Genomic DNA, 16501 nt, shown 5'->3' with positions numbered 1-16501 from the left:
CGATCATTTTATACCTTGACAAAATACCATGTGTGGGTATAAAAGCATTAGCTAAACGAGATGGATTTCGTGTACATATAACCAATGTACTAAAGAGTTTTGATGTACCTTTGGAAGATATTATTGACAAAAAGTATATGAATGTATTTTATGAAGTCGGATATGAAAAGGGACATTCAAAATCGGCTTGGAGTACAACATTCAAATATTGATTTTTAGATGAAAAAATTACTTACCTCTATTAAAAAACGATAAAAACGTCTTCTACTTTTATTTATATATAAACCTTATAATATATCACTTTATAAGGTTTTCATTTAGTAGATACTGTACCTTACATAAAAAACGATCTTGGTTTTTTTATTCGGTAAAGGGTAGTCTTTATAGGCGATACGTATCACGTCTAAAGTATTTTGGTCTAAAGCCTGGTGGCCTATAGGCCTTTTTAATTTGAGATCGGTGATATCACCGTTTGGATGGAGATAAAAAGAGACGATGTTGGTTCCCTGCTGTCTTGTACGTACCGCAACCTCAGGATATCCGTTTCGGGTCAGTGTACGTTGCGTGATAGCGTGAATGGTTCCCAGGTTATTTTTGATGAACTTTTTTTGCGTTTCGCTGTAGCTGTTGAACTCTTCACCATAAAGCTGATTGATCATTCTTGCACCATAACTGCCTGAGGATGATGGGCGGCTCCGCTGTGAAGGATACATCGATGTACCAGAGCCCATAAGTGCACTGGCAAGAGGATCACTTGAACGCTTAGGTTGTCTGTACTGCTTTCTCTTTTTCACTACACGTTTTTTTTGTACCTTCTTAACAGCTTTTTTCTTCTCTTCTTTTTTAACGATCTTTTGAACAGGTTTTGGTACTGTCTTGGTAACATTGTTCTCTTCACTGCTCTGCTGTGCAAAGAGCTTTTTACTCTCATCTAACGCTTTTCTCTTTACGGCTTGCACGGCTGGTTCTATTGGTTTTTCGATGACAGGCATGGGGGTTGGCGGAGTGATTATGGGTTTAGGAAGAGGTACCGGCTTTGGTTTAGGAGGTGGAGGCGTCACTATTTGTTGCAGATTCAGGCTTATCTTCTTCTCTTGTCCCTGAGGGGGCAAGAAGATGATCTCTTTCCAGTTTTTCATAAAAAACAGCAGGATCAGTAAATGTAACAATAAAGAGAGTAATAATCCTTTCAGCGTTCTGATGATACTCTCCTTGTATAAAGCCCTAAGTGCCCTTAGTGTATAATCTTTGCAATTATACATTATGAGGATTAATAACATGGCATATGACAAAAGTATAGCGGCATTTGAAGACGCATATAAAGTGATACCCGGGGGTGTTGACTCTCCGGTACGTGCATTTTCAGGAGTAGAAGGTACACCACCGTTCATAGAGAAAGGCGAGGGCGCATACCTTTTTGATATTGACGGGAACAGATATATCGACTATGTGCAGAGTTGGGGACCGCTTATCTTTGGTCATGCAGATGCAGAGATCGAAATTTCAGTCATAGAAGCAGTCAAAAGAGGATTGAGTTTTGGTGCACCTACGACCATAGAGACTGAGCTTGCCGGTGAGATAGTCACGCTTTTTGACAGTATCGATAAAGTACGTTTCGTCAGTTCTGGAACAGAAGCAGTCATGTCTGCTATTCGTTTGGCTCGCGGTGTGACAGGCAGAGAAAATATTATCAAATTCACTGGATGTTATCATGGTCATTCGGACTCACTACTTGTACAGGCCGGTTCGGGTCTGGCTACATTCGGCTCTCCGTCAAGCCCAGGTGTTCCGGCTGACCTTACCAAGCATACACTCTTGGCAACCTATAACGATATCGAATCCGTACTGAAGTGTTTTGAAGAGTCACCGGATGGTATCGCCTGTGTGATCATCGAGCCAATAGCAGGGAATATGGGGCTTGTACCTGCAGATGAAGCATTCTTGGAAGAACTGAGATGTCTCTGTACGAACCATGGTGCACTGCTTATCTTTGATGAAGTAATGAGCGGATTTAGGGCTTCACTGAGAGGGGCACAAGGTATTTCAAGCGTGAAACCGGACATGGTGACTCTTGGTAAGGTGATCGGTGCAGGTATGCCTGTGGGTGCATTCGGTGCCTCAGCACAGATCATGGCACATCTTTCTCCTGAAGGTCCGGTCTATCAGGCCGGAACACTTTCAGGTAACCCTGTGGCTATGGCAGCAGGTCTTACCAGTCTTAGAAAGCTCAAATCCAATCCTTCATTATATGTGTCTCTTGGGAACAAAGCGAAAAAGCTTATGGATGGTTTCAAAAAAGCTGCAGATGCTGCAAACATACCTTTGGTTACAGATGTAAGAGGCAGTATGTTCGGTTTCTTTTTCTCAGATAAGCCAGTGAAAAACTTCGATGATGCCCTGGACAATGATACAGCAAGGTTCGCAAAGTTCCATAAAGGCATGTTGGACAGAGGTATCTATCTTGCATGTTCATCATTTGAAGCAGGATTTATCTGTGCAGCTACAACAGATGAGATGATAGATGATACGATCAAAGCGGCTTATGAAGTGATGGCTGAAATAGCCTAGGCCATACTTCAGATCACTTTGATAAAACAGCCAACAAAATGGTGATCTTATAAAGGAGATATCATGAAAAAGTTTCTACTCTCTTTGGTACTTATACTACCTCTTTTTGCTACTGAACTAACACTGACTACCGAAGATGGGTTTGAACTCCACGGATGGCTGGAAAAACCTCAAAACACTACGAAACCTGCGCCTATTGTACTTTTGGCACACCAGTTCGATTCAGACCATACATCATGGGATATGCTCACCATGAGATTACATGCAAAAGGTATGGCGACACTCAGTGTGGATCTGCGAGGTCATGGAAAGTCAAACGTACAAAAAGGTATAGAGAACAGCGTACAAATACCGAAAAATACAAGTGAAGTGAGAGCTGCATTTGATGCAAGTGCACCAAAAGTGGGTTTTTCCAATATACCACAGGACCTGATAGCATGGCTAGAAATAATAGAAGATGATAAAAGTCTGGATATGCAACAACTCTACCTTGTCGGTGCATCACTTGGTGGTGCATCGTTGATCCCAGTTCTGAATGATTATGATGCAAAAGCACTTATCACGCTCTCTGCAGGAAAATCAACAGACACTGAAAGTGATATGGCCCTTTCGAGCTCTCTGACAAAAACCTATTTCGTGGCTACTAAAAATGATCCATTGGGTGCGAACGTGAATGCACTTGAATACGGCAAAAAAGCGATAGCAGGTACTACACTCATACTCTCCGGTGATGGACACGGAACCGTGCTGCTGCCTAAAGTAGAAGAGTATATCCTGCTGTTCATTGGGTTGTCATACTAATGCAGAGAGTTGCAGGTGCTGTATAGAGCAGGAAAAACCTACCCTAAACCATGTTCTATGTACCAATTGGCTATACTACATTTTTAAATTAAGAGGACTAAAAATGCAAAATAATACCGAAGAACCAAAATTCAAAAAAGTGGTGGATGCTGCAGACGGACTCAGTCTGGGTATTTCCATGGTTGTTGCTGTCATTATCGGTGTAGGTATAGGACTTGGATTGCGTAATCTTACAGGTGCAGGATGGACACTCTGGATCGGTGTATTTATAGGTATAGGTGCGGCTATCTCTAATGTCTACAAAGCATATGCGAAACAAAAGAGGTCGTTGGATGAACTGGCTAATGACCCAAGATATACCTATAAAAAAGAACAGCAGGACAAATATGATGCTGAGGATGACGATGCATAGTATGAACCGTAAGATCTTTACGGTACTCTTTACTGTCGACATTTTACTAGTATTTATCTCTGTAATATTTTTTGATATGAAAGTGCTTTACAATACACAGATAGGGTATATCACTGCATCGCTTGTGATGATAGCTTCGATAGCGAGCTATAGACGTATGGTCAATGCCCGTGTGAAACACAACATGGTAACCATGGATGAGACTCAAGATGTGATCGACAAACTTGAAGACCCGTATGATCTGTACAGTGACAATGAAGTGCCCGAAGAGCAGAGTCTGTCAGAAACGATCAAAGAAGAGAAGAAAAAACGCAAAGAGAACAGACGCAGTCTCTACCAAACCATGAAAGACACCAAAGCGGCTCTCTCTTTCTACAGATTAGGTGCCTATGCGCTGCTTATCTTAGGTTTTTTATATCTCAACAGACATGGCCTGTTGCATATTCCCAGTTATATTATCTCTTTGGGTATCCCTTCTGTGATTCTTGTCTGGGTCCTTCTAAAAGAAAAAGAAAACATTAGCCAAGATCAGACAGAATAACGTACTTGGAAGTGAGGATTTATTTTATGATAAGACTTTTATTACTCTCTCTTGCACTTTTCTCTTTGACCGCATGCGGAAAAGAAGAAGCAAAACCTGCAGTCTGTAGCACAAAACCTATACAACCACTCCGGATCATCGATAAACCTATCGATTTCGGGCCTGATCGTATTGCTATGACCAAAGCGTATATCAAGTCTCATTACGGCATGAATGTAGAAAACATCGAGATCACTCCAAAGATCATTGTACTGCACTGGACAGCGGAGTTGGATTTTGACAAATCTTTTAAACGCTTGCAGCCGGAGAAACTCCTTTCTGACCGAAAAGACATTGTGAAAGCGTCAGCCTTGAATGTATCCTCTCAATTTATGGTGGCACGTGACGGGACCATTTACCGCTTAATGCCGGAAAATTGGATGGCCCGTCATGTGATAGGACTGAACTACTCAAGTATCGGTATTGAGAATATCGGCGGAAAGGGAAACAAGATAGATGATCTCACCCCTGCACAGCGACAGGCGAACATTGACCTCGTCTTATACCTCAAAGCCAAATATCCTGCGATCGAGTATCTTATAGGACACCATGAGTACCAGGAGATGGAACGTACATCCTTATGGCTGGAAAAAGACAAAGGGTATAGAACCGTAAAGTCCGACCCGGGAGAAAAGTTTATGTCAGACATTAGAAATGGTGTGAAATACCTCGATCTCAAAGCACCGCCTAAAGGGGAATGATGAACTCTTCATTCAGTACTCTTGACTGGGGGATATTTTTTGCATATTTTTTAGTATTAACACTTTCTTCAGTACTTTTAAGCCGTGTAAAGGTCAAATCCACTCGTGACTATTTTGTAGGGGGAAACTCTGTCCCAATGTTTGCTGCAGCGATGTCTGTACTGGCTACCTCACAGTCAGCGGCTACCTTTCTTGGCGGTCCTGAGTACTCATATGGGAAAGATCTGACATTTATAGGGTTCTATTTTTCCGCTTTTCTGGCAGTCTTTTTTGTCGCTAAAGTACTGATCCCCCGTTTTTATGCGATCAGAGCAGTGACGGTCTATGAACTGCTTGAAAAGCGTTACGGCGAGAATGCAAAAAGAGAAGCGGGTATCATGTTCCTTGTAGGACGACTCTTTGCTTCTGGTGCAAGGCTCTACATCGGTGCATTGGCCATCTCTATGATACTTTTTTTAGATATTACGCCTACACATGTCGCTATATCTATCTCACTGTTGATGCTGGGTGCATTGGCCTATGCATACTTTGGTGGAGTAAAATCGATCATCTTTTCTGACATCATCCAAGCGTTTACCTACATTGGAGCCGGGATCGCAATACTCATCTACCTTTACGTGAGTATGCATACTGATCTTTCTACCATGGTATCTACCCTGCAGAACGATAACAAACTCAAGTTGCTTGACTGGTCGATCTCCGGCGGTTTTTCTGTCTGGGCCTTGTTGGGTGGCTGGCTGCTACTGAATATCGCTGCCTATGGCCTTGACCAGGACATGACACAAAGAGCGTTGACCTGTAAAAGTACCAAAGAAGCCCAAAATTCACTCATGATGAGTATCTATCTGACCATTCCTGTCGCATTGCTTTTTCTAATGATCGGTCTGCTTCTCTATCTTTTTTACCAGCATCCTGAATTTTCGGGTCTGAACAAAGAAGTGGTACAAAAGTTCGATGGAGAAAAGATCACGATCTTTATGTACTACATTCTGCATGAGATGCCAGAGGGGATGAGGGGACTTGTGACCGTGGGGGCTGTGGCTGCTGCCTTGTCAAGTTCCAACTCTGTTCTGGGGGCCATGTCCTCCGTAGCTATAGAAGACCTCTACAAACCCTGGAAACAAAAGAGATCGGATGTCGACGAGATCCATTTTGTCAAGGCAGGGCGTAATGCTGTACTTTTCTTTGCCGTTGCACTCTCAGTCATGGCCATGGTCTCTTACTACTGGCAGCGCTATACAGAACTACCGCTGCTCAGTTTTGCACTGGGTGTGATGGCTTTTGCCTATACCGGCCTTTTAGGTGTCTATGGTGCAGCTATTTTCACTAAACGTGGGAGTGCGGCGTCTGTACCGCTGGCACTGCTGGGCGGATTTATGAGCGTACTTTTGCTTCAGCCCTATGTTCTGGGAGATACACTGGCAACAATGCTTGATCTCAAACTCGGATTTTCATGGCAGATCCTTATAGGAACTGTGGTTTCTTTTGGTATCATGATGACAGCAAAGGAAAAAAAGCATGGCTAAAGAACGTTATATTGGTATTATGTCCGGGACATCACTGGATGGTGTAGATGTGGTGCTGTGTGAAATAGATGCTACGGAGTGTACCCTTTTGAGTGCTCTGGAGTATCCGATTCCATTGGAGCTAAAATCAGATATCTTAACGATGATAGAGGGTAAAAATACCTTAGAAGCTTTAGGGACATTAGACCATCGTCTGGGTCTGCTTTTTACACAGGCTGTAGGTGCATTGCTGATACGTGAGAACATCGATGCAAGCAGTATCAAGGCTATCGGTTCACACGGGCAGACTTTATGGCATGCGCCAACAGGGGAGTATCCTTTCTCTATGCAGCTTGGTGACCCCAATATACTGACGGCAAGAACAGGTATACCTGTGGTAGCAGACTTCAGACGTAAAGATGTAGCATTAGGTGGACAGGGTGCACCTTTCGCACCGGCATTCCATGAATTTATATTTAGTAATATTAAGTCATCCGTTTCGGTTGTAAATATCGGCGGTATGGCAAATATAACAGTCTTAGGTGACAACCTTATAGGGTATGATACCGGTTGTGGGAATGTACTTTTGGACATGTGGATAGCTGAACATCAGGGAAAGTCATATGATGAAAATGGTGAGTGGGCCAGAACAGGAGCTGTGGACTATACGCTTTTAGATAAAATGATGTCAGATCATTTTTTTCAAGAGCCTTATCCCAAAAGTACAGGTAGAGAAAAATTCAATAAAGTATGGTTACAAGAGTATCTTTCAGGGCATACACATAACCCTGAAGATGTACAGAGAACACTTTTAGAACTCACTGCTATGAGTATCAGTAATGAGATTTTGAAGTTCAACCCAGACATTACTTTGCTTTGCGGTGGCGGTGCAAAGAATACATTTCTTGTTGAGCGGATCAAAGCATTGATGCCGAATGTAGAAGTAGCTATCTCTGCTAACGCAGACCAGATAGAATCAATGACCTTTGCATGGCTTGCGTACAAACGTGTGCATCATGAAAAAGTCAATTTAAAGGATGTCACGGGTGCAAGTGACAATGCAGTTCTAGGAGGGATATATGCATAAAGAGTTAAAGGATTGGCTAGAGTTGTTAGATATAAAAGATCCGGAACTTCAAAGTCTACATGGTGATGCAAGCGCTAGAAGCTACTACCGTCTAACAAATAATGAAGAAGGCATTCTGATGGATGCTTCTTCGGTGAAAGAGAGTCTGCCAAGCTTTATGGATGTAGCTCAAAGACTCACGGATGCCAACGTACGTATACCGATCATAAAGTCTTATGATCTTGAAAAAGGTTTTGTCTTTTTGGAAGATATAGGCTCTACCCATCTGTTGGATAAATGTGTGGAAGGTGTGGATGCAAGACCCTATTATGACAAAGCAATAGAAACGCTGGTTCAGCTACAAACTGCTTCTCCCAAAGGGTTAAAACCCTATGATGAGAGTTTTTTGCTCGAAGAGATGAATCTTATGACAGAGTGGTATCTTAAAGCCTATCTGGGTACGACACTTGAATGCCTGGAAGGACGTATGCTTTTGGAGAGTTTTGCGCTGATTGCCAAAGAGGTATTGAGTCAGCCGCAAGGTATTTTTGTACATAGAGACTACCACGCACGCAACTTGATGTTGGACAGCAATGAGGAGATCGTAGTCATAGACTTTCAAGATGCAAGAGAGGGGGCTTTGACCTATGATCTGGTTTCATTGCTTCGGGATGCCTACGTGAAACTGGATAGAAGAGAGTTGCGCAGACTGATCCTGCTCTTTAAAGAGTTAAAAGGGTTGGATGTAGATGATGAGACATTTATACGATGGTTTGATTTTACAGGCCTGCAGCGTCACATCAAGATACTCGGTATCTTTTCAAGACTGGCACTAAGAGACGGAAAAAAGAACTACTTGCAGGATATTCCTCAAACCTTGAAGTATATCTTGGAAGTGGGTCAAAAGTACCCGGAACTGGACGGATTGATCGCTCTCTTGAAGTCCCAATATGGTGAGTTCAAAGATGCCCCTATAACGATGAGGATCTTTTAATGATCTTACTGCTGAACAGATAGTGAGGGCTAATATTATAAAAAAGGATACTATGTCATGAAATGTATGATACTTGCTGCAGGATTGGGAACAAGAATGAGTCCGCTGACCGACACCACACCAAAACCCTTGCTTAAAGTAGGGGGTATACCTCTTATAGTATGGCATCTGGAACGTCTGGCACATGACGGTTTCACTGATATAGTCATCAATATTGCACATTTAGGGTACCAGTTTCCCCAAACACTTGGTGATGGTTCAGAGTGGGGCGTAAACATTTCCTACTCGGACGAACAGGAAGAGGGTGGACTTGAGAGTGCAGGGGGCATCATAAAAGCCCTGCCACTTCTAGGAGATGAACCTTTTTTAGTTGTCAATGGAGACATATGGACAGATTATGATTTTCAAGACCATAGAAAGCTCGCAGAGGGCATTCTAGCTCATTTGGTCCTTGTACCCAACCCGGAACATAACCCTGAAGGGGATTTTGCTTTAGATGGTAACAAAGTAATTGACAACAGCCAATATACCTTCTCAGGTATAGGTTACTACTCACCAAAGCTATTTGAAGGGGTCCCCTATGGTAAATCTGCATTGGCTCCCTTACTTAGAGCAGCGATGAAAGAGGGGAAAGTGACAGGAGAACTCTATGAGGGTGAATGGCTTGATATAGGGACTCCAGAGAGACTCGAACTCTTGAATGCACAGTTGATGAATAGGTATTGATATTCATTCGATTAAAACTATTAATACCCAATAAAATATGCTATAAATTTATAGACAAAAGATATGATAGAAAACCTTATAATATAGTCTATATCGGAATATTTTATAAGGTTTTCCATTGAAATGTACAAAATTATGGCCTGCAAACGTCGCTATAGCGAATAACCTTATAAAATATGTAGATTATAAGGTTTTACAAATAAACTATTTAGTTCTTGTCTCATAACCAATAAATTATTAAACTGATAAGTTTAGTAGAACATGCGAAAAAGTAAAATTGCTATTACAATCCATATAATGATTACAACAAAAGCAGCAGTTTTAGAGCGAGGTAGAGATTTTAGAGTTGAGTGATGGGCTTTGTTTTTACAATCACTCCAAATATCCTCTGGTATCAGTTTTATGGCCAATACTATTCCGAGCGGCAATAATAGAAAATCATCCAAATATCCAATGATAGGGATAAAATCAGGAATCAAATCTATAGGACTAAGAGCATATGTAACCACTATTATTGCTATTATTTTTGCAATTATTGGAACATCTTTGTGATGATATGCTAAATAGAGGGCATACAAATAGTACTTCAAGTCATTAGCCCAATTTTTTAGTTTCTCAATCAAGTATAATCCTTATTTTTTAATACAAGCTACTAATTTAGGTGGTAGTTCTACTTTTTTTATTTCTTCTAAATAGTTCATAAGTAGATGAGAAGGCTGCTCGGTAATTGCATAGATGATCCATTTACCCTCTTGATGACTCTGTAAAATGCCTGCTTCTTTTAATTGTTTAAGATGACGGGATACCAGTGGTTGGGAGAGATCAAGAGTATCACAAATTTCACAAACACACAGATCATGTTCTCTTTGTATTAAAGCTGTAATTTTGATTCGATTGAGATCACTAAAAGCTTTAGAGATTTGTAATAGCTTCTCCATTTAACTCCTTTTAAGTTAAAACATATAACAATTCATTTATATAAATAAAATGTTATATGATTTTATCATAATTCTATCTTAGAAAGGCAGCAAATGAAAAAGTTAGGACTTCTGTTCATATTATCCGTCAGCTTATTCGCTTCAAGTGGGGAGTCAGTTTTCGAAAAACATTGTATGTCATGCCATGCACGAAATGGAATGATGGGTGAAGGACCAATGCAAGATATGAAAGCCCCAACTATGCAGATGGTATCTATGCGTTTGAAAAAGATGACAGGTTCAAAAGAAGCATTTTTGACTTTTGTAAAAGATTACATTCAAAACCCAAGTCAGAAAAAAGGCTTTTGTATGCCTATGGCCTATAAGCGTTTTGGTGTAATGCCTGCTATTGGTAAAAACTTATCCGAAGAAGAACGTGATGCTGTTGCAAATTGGATATTTGATAGTTTTGATGATATGTGGGACAGATCAATGGGTGGGCAAATGTGTAATACGCGTAACTCTGCCAAGTAGAGAGTTTTTTTAAATTAAGGTATTTAGATGGAATGGTTAGAAGTTTTTTTTACTGCATTGATCGATTTAAGTAATGCTATGGCTCCTTATATTTTGTTTGGACTTATTTTTGCAGGTATACTCCACGAGGTAGTCCCCGACAGCATTGTGACAAAACATCTAGGAAAAGACAATGTCACTTCAGTGGTCAAATCGACCGTTTTTGGTATTCCTCTTCCTGTTTGCTCCTGTGGTGTAATTCCTCTTGCAACCTCTATTAAAAAATCTGGCGCTTCCAAAGGCTCAACACTCTCATTTCTTATCTCTACCCCTATCACAGGTGTAGACTCGATCATGGCTACCTATGGTATTTTCGGATGGATATTTACGCTTTACCGTGTCGTTACTTCTATGATTATTGCAATGTTTGCAGGGATACTAACGAATATCTTTGACAAAGATGCTACAACAGGCACCCAAAGTGTTAAAAGTGCCACACCATCTTTTTCTACCTTTGCACCATCAAAAACAGCCGCTACTTTTTCTCTAAATACACCTCACGAAGAGTCATGTGGTACGGGAACAGGATCATGTTGCGGTAGTTCTTGTGAAGAGAACAAAAAGTTCTCTGTTATGTCAGCTATGAAATATGCTTTTATTACACTTTTAGGAGATATAGCAAAACCTCTCTTTTTGGGGCTGATCGTTGGTGCGCTCATTACCGTATCAATACCGGACAATATTGCCCAGCTACTTAAAGATTACTCTTGGCTAAGCTATCTTATCGTTATCGCAATCGCTGTTCCTATGTATGTGTGCGCAACGGCTTCCTTACCCATAGCTGCTGGACTCATGCTCTCTGGAGTAAGTGCTGGGGCAGCCTTTGTCTTCCTTTCTGCCGGACCTGCTACAAATACAGTGACGATTGGTGTTGTTAAGAAAATGCTTGGAACTCGATCACTTTATATCTACCTTGGCAGTATTATCATCGGAAGTATGCTATTTGGTATGGGCTTGGATTACATCTTTGACATTTCAAATATCAATCCTCGGTCATTAATCCATATGGATGAAGATTTCGGTCTTATCTCTATTCTAAGTAGTTTGATTTTATGGGGATTTGTACTGTACTTTTTATTTAAACCATATTTCAAAAAAAGTGAATGCAGTGGTGGATCTTGTTGTTCCTGACATTATAAACTGAAGTGAACTAAAATTCTGAACGTATTAAAACCTTATAAAATATAACTTTATGAGGAGTTCTTCCCCGATATATTCTATGTTAGATTATAAGTTTTAGGTTTTACATATAAGGAATAATATAATTTAATGAAAAAACATGGTATGGTAAAATCTCAACCAAATTTATATAGGGCATTAAAAAGAAGTTATGTATAAATGTGGCTGTAATGAAAGTTAAAAAATAGCTGTATTATTATTTATTTAGTGCTGTTGTTTTATTAGATTATTATGATCTAAAAGTTGTTTGGCATCACTTATTGTTAATCCTGATTTTGAACAGGCAACATCAAATGGTTCATTGTTACTTAAAAGTCTAATCAATGTATTTAGTTTAAATATTTTAGATATATTTATTGTGTTTATTGACATATTTTTTCCTTTTTTTATTTAATTGGTTGCGGAAGATGGATTTGAACCATCGACCTTTGGGTTATGAGCCCAACGAGCTACCGAACTGCTCTATTCCGCGATAATATAAGAATGTGTAAATTGGACAAATCCCAAAAAACAGAAGGTTGTAACAAGTAAAGAATATATAAACTTAACTAAGAATAAATATTTTTTCAACGAAAGTTATCTAAACAATGGACAGACTTCTCTGTCCATTGATGGTCTTAAAGACCAGTAACGTTCTCAGCCTGTGGTCCTTTTTGACCTTCACCGATCTCAAAAGTCACTTTTTGACCTTCATTAAGAGAGACACGGCCATAACCGTTACTATTAATTTGACGATAGTGTACAAATACATCATTTCCGCCATTTTCTTGTTCGATAAAACCGAAACCTTTTTCACTGTTGAACCATTTTACTGTTCCATTTACTTGAGTTGCCATTGCAATTCCTTTGTTTGTTTATACATTTCATTATTGAAATATTCAAAATATAATACGGAGTGTTCTTTTGGAAGGATAATACTGTAAATTGTAAGTAAGCAATAAGAATCTAGCCTAAGATGAAACTCTAAATCATCTTTGATAAACCCATTATAGCCAAATCATTTAATAATAGCAAGGCCTTATACACTATATTATAAAAGCCCTTTCTTTACATATTTTTTGTTATTAAAGACAAAACCTTATAAAATATATAACTTTATAAGGTTTTAAATGGACTACTCAGTATTACAAATCAAGTATTTGTAAAGCACTTAATCCAGATACAGCTGACCGTAAGATAATGCACCATATAAATTAATTTTTTATTATATTTTTAAATAATTTTAATATAATTGTTAAATATACATAGAGGAGCACTTTAAACGTGAATATATTTACTCATTTTACAATGGTTTAGATGTCTCTCATGGCATCTTTCAATCAAACTTTTACTTCTAAAAGGAGCATGCCATGTTTGATAACAAAAAATTTATACAACACACTTCGGGTGGCGGTATGTCGAACCAGGATTGGTGGCCTAACCAACTCAAACTCGATATTCTGCACCAACACTCATCTCTATCCAATCCTATGGGCAATGATTTCAACTATGCTGAAGCATTCAAAACTCTTGACCTTGAAGCCGTCAAAAAAGATCTTCTGGGAGTCATGACCGAGTCTCAGGAGTGGTGGCCGGCTGACTTTGGTCACTATGGTCCACTGTTCATTCGTATGGCATGGCATAGTGCCGGTACCTACCGTAGTGGTGACGGTCGGGGTGGAGGAGGAAGTGGAAACCAGCGCTTTGCACCGCTGAACAGCTGGCCTGATAATATTCACTTAGATAAAGCCCGCAGACTGATCTGGCCTGTGAAGCAAAAGTACGGACAGAAGATCTCCTGGGCTGACCTGATGATACTGGCAGGTAACGTTGCGATGGAATCAATGGGTTTCAAGATCTTCGGTTTCGGGGGTGGTCGTGAAGACATTTGGGAGCCCGAAAAGGATATTTACTGGGGTATGGAAGATACGTGGTTGGATGACAAACGTTACTCCGGTGATCATGAGGAACTTGAGAATCCTCTTGCAGCCGTTCAAATGGGATTGATCTATGTGAACCCCGAAGGTCCTAACGGCAACCCTGATCCGATAGCAGCAGCAAATGATATACGTGAGACCTTTGCCAGAATGGCAATGAACGATGAAGAGACTGTTGCCCTGATAGCCGGCGGTCACACTTTTGGAAAATGCCACGGGGCCGGTGATGCAGCCCATGTGGGTCCTGAGCCTGAAGCAGCAGGGATCGAGGAGCAGGGACTGGGCTGGAGCAGCAGTTACGGTACAGGGAAAGGTACAGATACGATCGGTAGTGGACTGGAAGTGACCTGGAGTTCCACTCCGACGAAATGGAGCAGCAACTTCTTAGAGAATCTTTTTGGATATGAATGGGAGTTGACGAAGAGCCCTGCGGGTGCGCATCAGTGGAGGGCAATAGACGCTGCCGAAACGATACCTGATGCACAGGACCCATCAAAACGTCATCGGCCAACCATGCTAACCACTGACCTCTCTCTTCGCTTTGACCCTGTGTACGAAAAGATCTCACGACATTTTTTAGAAAACCCTGCTGCGTTTCAAGAGGCATATGCCCGTGCATGGTTCAAGCTGACCCATCGTGATATGGGACCGAAGACACGATATCTTGGTCCTGAAGTGCCTGATGAAGACCTTATATGGCAAGACCCCATTCCTGCTGTGGATCATGCACTGATCGATGAGTCAGATATGGCCCTGCTTAAGACCAAAGTGCTTGACTCCGGTCTCTCTGTCTCAGAACTTGTATCAACTGCCTGGGCATCTGCTTCTACTTTCCGTGGTTCTGATAAACGCGGCGGTGGGAACGGTGGACGTATCCGTCTGGCACCGCAGAAAGACTGGGAGGTGAACCAGCCGGATCAACTTTCCAAAGTGCTTGCTATTCTCGAAGATATTCGGAAGGAGTTCAATGACACCCAGTCCGGTAACAAGAAGGTTTCACTCGCTGATCTGATCATACTTGCAGGTTCTGCAGGTATTGAAGAGGCGGCGAAGCGTGCCGGTCATGATGTGACGGTGCCATTTATACCCGGCCGAATGGATGCATTGAAGGAACAGACCGATGTGAAGGCTTTTGAAGTGCTCGAACCCGTCGCAGATGGTTTCCGTAACTATTTGAAGACAAAATTCTCTGTCTCGGCTGAAGAGCTGCTTGTGGATAGGGCGCAATTACTGACACTCACCGCACCTGAGATGACGGTGCTTATTGGCGGTATGCGTGTGTTGAATACCAATGTTGATCAACTGCAACATGGTGTCTTTACCGAGCGTCCTGAGGTACTTACGAACGATTTTTTTATCAATCTGCTTGATATGGGTACTGTATGGAAGGCAGATTCAGATGATAAGGATATTTTTGAAGGAAGTGATCGTGTAACAGGTGAGCCCAAATGGAGTGCAACACGCGTCGACCTGATCTTTGGGTCAAATTCCCAGCTGCGTGCACTGGCTGAAGTCTACGGCAGTTTGGATGCTGAGGAATGTTTCATCCATGACTTCATAGCTTCATGGAGCAAAGTGATGAATCTGGATCGTTTCGATCTGGACATGTAGTTGTGATATGAATGATGGACGTATCGAGATATTATAAATCTAAGTATTGCATGGTACAATCCTCAAAAATACTGAGATCTGTGGAAAACCATCGGTACGTATGGCAGATTTTATAAGGATATATAATGACTTTAGAAGAGATTGAGTTTGAGCTGGAGCTCGCAGGATTGAGTAGAGAACAACAAGTAAAATTATTGTCATTTGTAAGAATGAATGGTTTTGATGCAAAAATGCTCGATAGAAAACTACAACTTATGGGATTTACACCGATCTTCAGTGTATATGATGAAGAGGAGGGCCAGAATAAGGCTTAGTCAGTAATGACTCCTTTCTCTGTTTATATGAAGATCAGGAGTATTTTTCATCACAGACAGATCACCGTACTATCTCTGCATCGTTACGTATCAGCTCTATGATACCGCCTTCAACATTCAGTGGTGTAAATCCATTTTTTTCTAAAATACGCGATGCTTTGATACTTCTGCTCCCTGACCGGCAATAGACCATAATAGGTTTGGATTTCATTTTCTCCAGTCTATTTAGACTATTGTCAAGTTCTTGAACCGGTATATTGATAGCGTTTTTCAGGTGTTTTTCTTCATACTCTTTTACTGTCCTTACATCCAGCAGTGTAATGTTACTGTCATCAGCTAAACGTACGATAGCCTGTTTGGCATTGATAAACTCAAAATCTGCAAGGATCCAGCCTTTAGAGTAAGCAAAAGAAATAAATAAGCCTGCCATTGCGATCCAGTAAAGTATCATCGTAGAAATGAAAAAAATGATAAGTCGTGTGATTCGCATATGGGCTCCTTTCCTCTAAAACTTCCTCTTAAAGTATATCCAATATGGGTATGCTGTATAAACATAAGCATGTATAATATTTAATCACACCATCCCACTTCTTCGTATCATTTTTATGTATACTTTACTATACTGTTTATCTTGTCCT

At 40.8% G+C, this 16501-nt stretch carries 19 protein-coding genes and 1 tRNA gene; 13 read left to right on the top strand and 7 right to left on the bottom strand.

Going from position 1 to position 16501, the window contains the following annotated elements; translation table 11 throughout:
* Positions 1 to 317 precede the first annotated feature (317 nt).
* Positions 318 to 1169, bottom strand: a complete 852-nt coding sequence (locus MN086_RS05570; RefSeq protein WP_248575024.1) for an energy transducer TonB — start codon at positions 1167 to 1169, stop codon at positions 318 to 320.
* 109 nt (positions 1170 to 1278) lie between these two features.
* Between MN086_RS05570 and hemL the strand changes: the two genes are divergently transcribed.
* From hemL to murU, 9 genes are all read left to right on the top strand, one after another.
* The gene (gene hemL, locus MN086_RS05565) at positions 1279 to 2568 is read left to right on the top strand and encodes a glutamate-1-semialdehyde 2,1-aminomutase (RefSeq protein WP_248575023.1); all 1290 of its coding nucleotides are present in this window, start codon (positions 1279 to 1281) and stop codon (positions 2566 to 2568) included.
* A 63-nt stretch (positions 2569 to 2631) separates the two neighbouring features.
* Complete coding sequence (locus MN086_RS05560; RefSeq protein WP_248575022.1) at positions 2632 to 3369, top strand: S9 family peptidase; 738 nt, start codon at positions 2632 to 2634, stop codon at positions 3367 to 3369.
* Positions 3370 to 3472: 103 nt separating this feature from the next.
* Positions 3473 to 3781 carry an AtpZ/AtpI family protein gene (locus tag MN086_RS05555; RefSeq protein WP_248575021.1) on the top strand — a complete coding sequence of 103 codons (309 nt, stop codon included), beginning with the start codon at positions 3473 to 3475 and terminating at the stop codon, positions 3779 to 3781.
* Positions 3774 to 4322 (top strand): hypothetical protein, encoded by a 549-nt coding sequence (locus MN086_RS05550; protein ID WP_248575020.1) that lies wholly within the window; start codon positions 3774 to 3776, stop codon positions 4320 to 4322. The genes MN086_RS05555 and MN086_RS05550 overlap by 8 nt, the downstream gene beginning before the upstream one ends.
* Positions 4323 to 4348: 26 nt before the next feature.
* The gene (locus MN086_RS05545) at positions 4349 to 5062 is read left to right on the top strand and encodes an N-acetylmuramoyl-L-alanine amidase (RefSeq protein ID WP_248575019.1); all 714 of its coding nucleotides are present in this window, start codon (positions 4349 to 4351) and stop codon (positions 5060 to 5062) included.
* Positions 5062 to 6588 carry a sodium:solute symporter gene (locus tag MN086_RS05540; RefSeq protein ID WP_248577065.1) on the top strand — a complete coding sequence of 509 codons (1527 nt, stop codon included), beginning with the start codon at positions 5062 to 5064 and terminating at the stop codon, positions 6586 to 6588. Before MN086_RS05545 ends, MN086_RS05540 begins: the two co-directional genes overlap by 1 nt.
* Positions 6581 to 7654 (top strand): anhydro-N-acetylmuramic acid kinase, encoded by a 1074-nt coding sequence (locus tag MN086_RS05535; RefSeq protein WP_248577064.1) that lies wholly within the window; start codon positions 6581 to 6583, stop codon positions 7652 to 7654. Before MN086_RS05540 ends, MN086_RS05535 begins: the two co-directional genes overlap by 8 nt.
* A complete protein-coding gene (locus MN086_RS05530; protein WP_248577063.1) occupies positions 7647 to 8627 on the top strand; it encodes an aminoglycoside phosphotransferase family protein in 981 nt (326 codons plus the stop codon). Before MN086_RS05535 ends, MN086_RS05530 begins: the two co-directional genes overlap by 8 nt.
* A 57-nt stretch (positions 8628 to 8684) precedes the next feature.
* Positions 8685 to 9353: an N-acetylmuramate alpha-1-phosphate uridylyltransferase MurU gene (gene murU, locus MN086_RS05525; protein ID WP_248577062.1), complete on the top strand. Its 669-nt coding sequence runs from the start codon at positions 8685 to 8687 to the stop codon at positions 9351 to 9353.
* Between the two features lie 251 nt (positions 9354 to 9604).
* Here murU and MN086_RS05520 read toward each other — a convergent pair whose 3' ends face one another.
* Together MN086_RS05520 and MN086_RS05515 are read right to left on the bottom strand one after the other, a co-directional pair.
* Complete coding sequence (locus tag MN086_RS05520) at positions 9605 to 9976, bottom strand: YkvA family protein (RefSeq protein ID WP_248577061.1); 372 nt, start codon at positions 9974 to 9976, stop codon at positions 9605 to 9607.
* 9 nt (positions 9977 to 9985) lie between these two features.
* Complete coding sequence (locus tag MN086_RS05515) at positions 9986 to 10291, bottom strand: helix-turn-helix transcriptional regulator (RefSeq protein ID WP_248577060.1); 306 nt, start codon at positions 10289 to 10291, stop codon at positions 9986 to 9988.
* A 93-nt stretch (positions 10292 to 10384) separates the two neighbouring features.
* Here MN086_RS05515 and MN086_RS05510 point away from each other — a divergent pair, with 93 nt between their 5' ends.
* Entirely contained in the window at positions 10385 to 10804 is a 420-nt protein-coding gene (locus tag MN086_RS05510; protein ID WP_256465872.1) for a cytochrome c, read from the top strand.
* A 27-nt stretch (positions 10805 to 10831) separates the two neighbouring features.
* A complete protein-coding gene (locus tag MN086_RS05505) occupies positions 10832 to 11974 on the top strand; it encodes an SO_0444 family Cu/Zn efflux transporter (RefSeq protein ID WP_248577058.1) in 1143 nt (380 codons plus the stop codon).
* 252 nt (positions 11975 to 12226) lie between these two features.
* Here the strand turns inward: MN086_RS05505 and MN086_RS05500 are convergent, their stop codons facing one another.
* From MN086_RS05500 to MN086_RS05490, 3 genes are all read right to left on the bottom strand, one after another.
* On the bottom strand, positions 12227 to 12394 hold the full coding sequence (locus tag MN086_RS05500) for a hypothetical protein (protein ID WP_248577057.1): 168 nt from the start codon (positions 12392 to 12394) through the stop codon (positions 12227 to 12229).
* Positions 12395 to 12417: 23 nt separating this feature from the next.
* Positions 12418 to 12494, bottom strand: a tRNA-Met gene (locus MN086_RS05495).
* A 145-nt stretch (positions 12495 to 12639) separates the two neighbouring features.
* On the bottom strand, positions 12640 to 12858 hold the full coding sequence (locus tag MN086_RS05490; RefSeq protein WP_248577056.1) for a cold-shock protein: 219 nt from the start codon (positions 12856 to 12858) through the stop codon (positions 12640 to 12642).
* Between the two features lie 513 nt (positions 12859 to 13371).
* On the opposite strand from MN086_RS05490, the gene katG reads away from it, so the two are divergent.
* Complete coding sequence (gene katG / locus MN086_RS05485; protein WP_256465871.1) at positions 13372 to 15549, top strand: catalase/peroxidase HPI; 2178 nt, start codon at positions 13372 to 13374, stop codon at positions 15547 to 15549.
* A 125-nt stretch (positions 15550 to 15674) separates the two neighbouring features.
* Positions 15675 to 15863, top strand: coding sequence for a hypothetical protein (locus MN086_RS05480; protein WP_248577055.1), 189 nt, complete (start codon positions 15675 to 15677; stop codon positions 15861 to 15863).
* Positions 15864 to 15924: 61 nt separating this feature from the next.
* On the opposite strand, the gene MN086_RS05475 is transcribed toward MN086_RS05480, so the two are convergent.
* Positions 15925 to 16353 (bottom strand): rhodanese-like domain-containing protein, encoded by a 429-nt coding sequence (locus MN086_RS05475; RefSeq protein ID WP_248577054.1) that lies wholly within the window; start codon positions 16351 to 16353, stop codon positions 15925 to 15927.
* Between the last annotated feature and the right edge of the window lie 148 nt (positions 16354 to 16501).

Origin of the sequence: Sulfurovum sp. XGS-02 (assembly GCF_023213175.1) — a bacterium.
In the GTDB taxonomy this organism is placed as follows: domain Bacteria; phylum Campylobacterota; class Campylobacteria; order Campylobacterales; family Sulfurovaceae; genus Sulfurovum.
The sequence above is the reverse complement of the archived record's forward strand: the minus strand, read 5'-3'. Positions and strand labels throughout refer to the sequence as shown.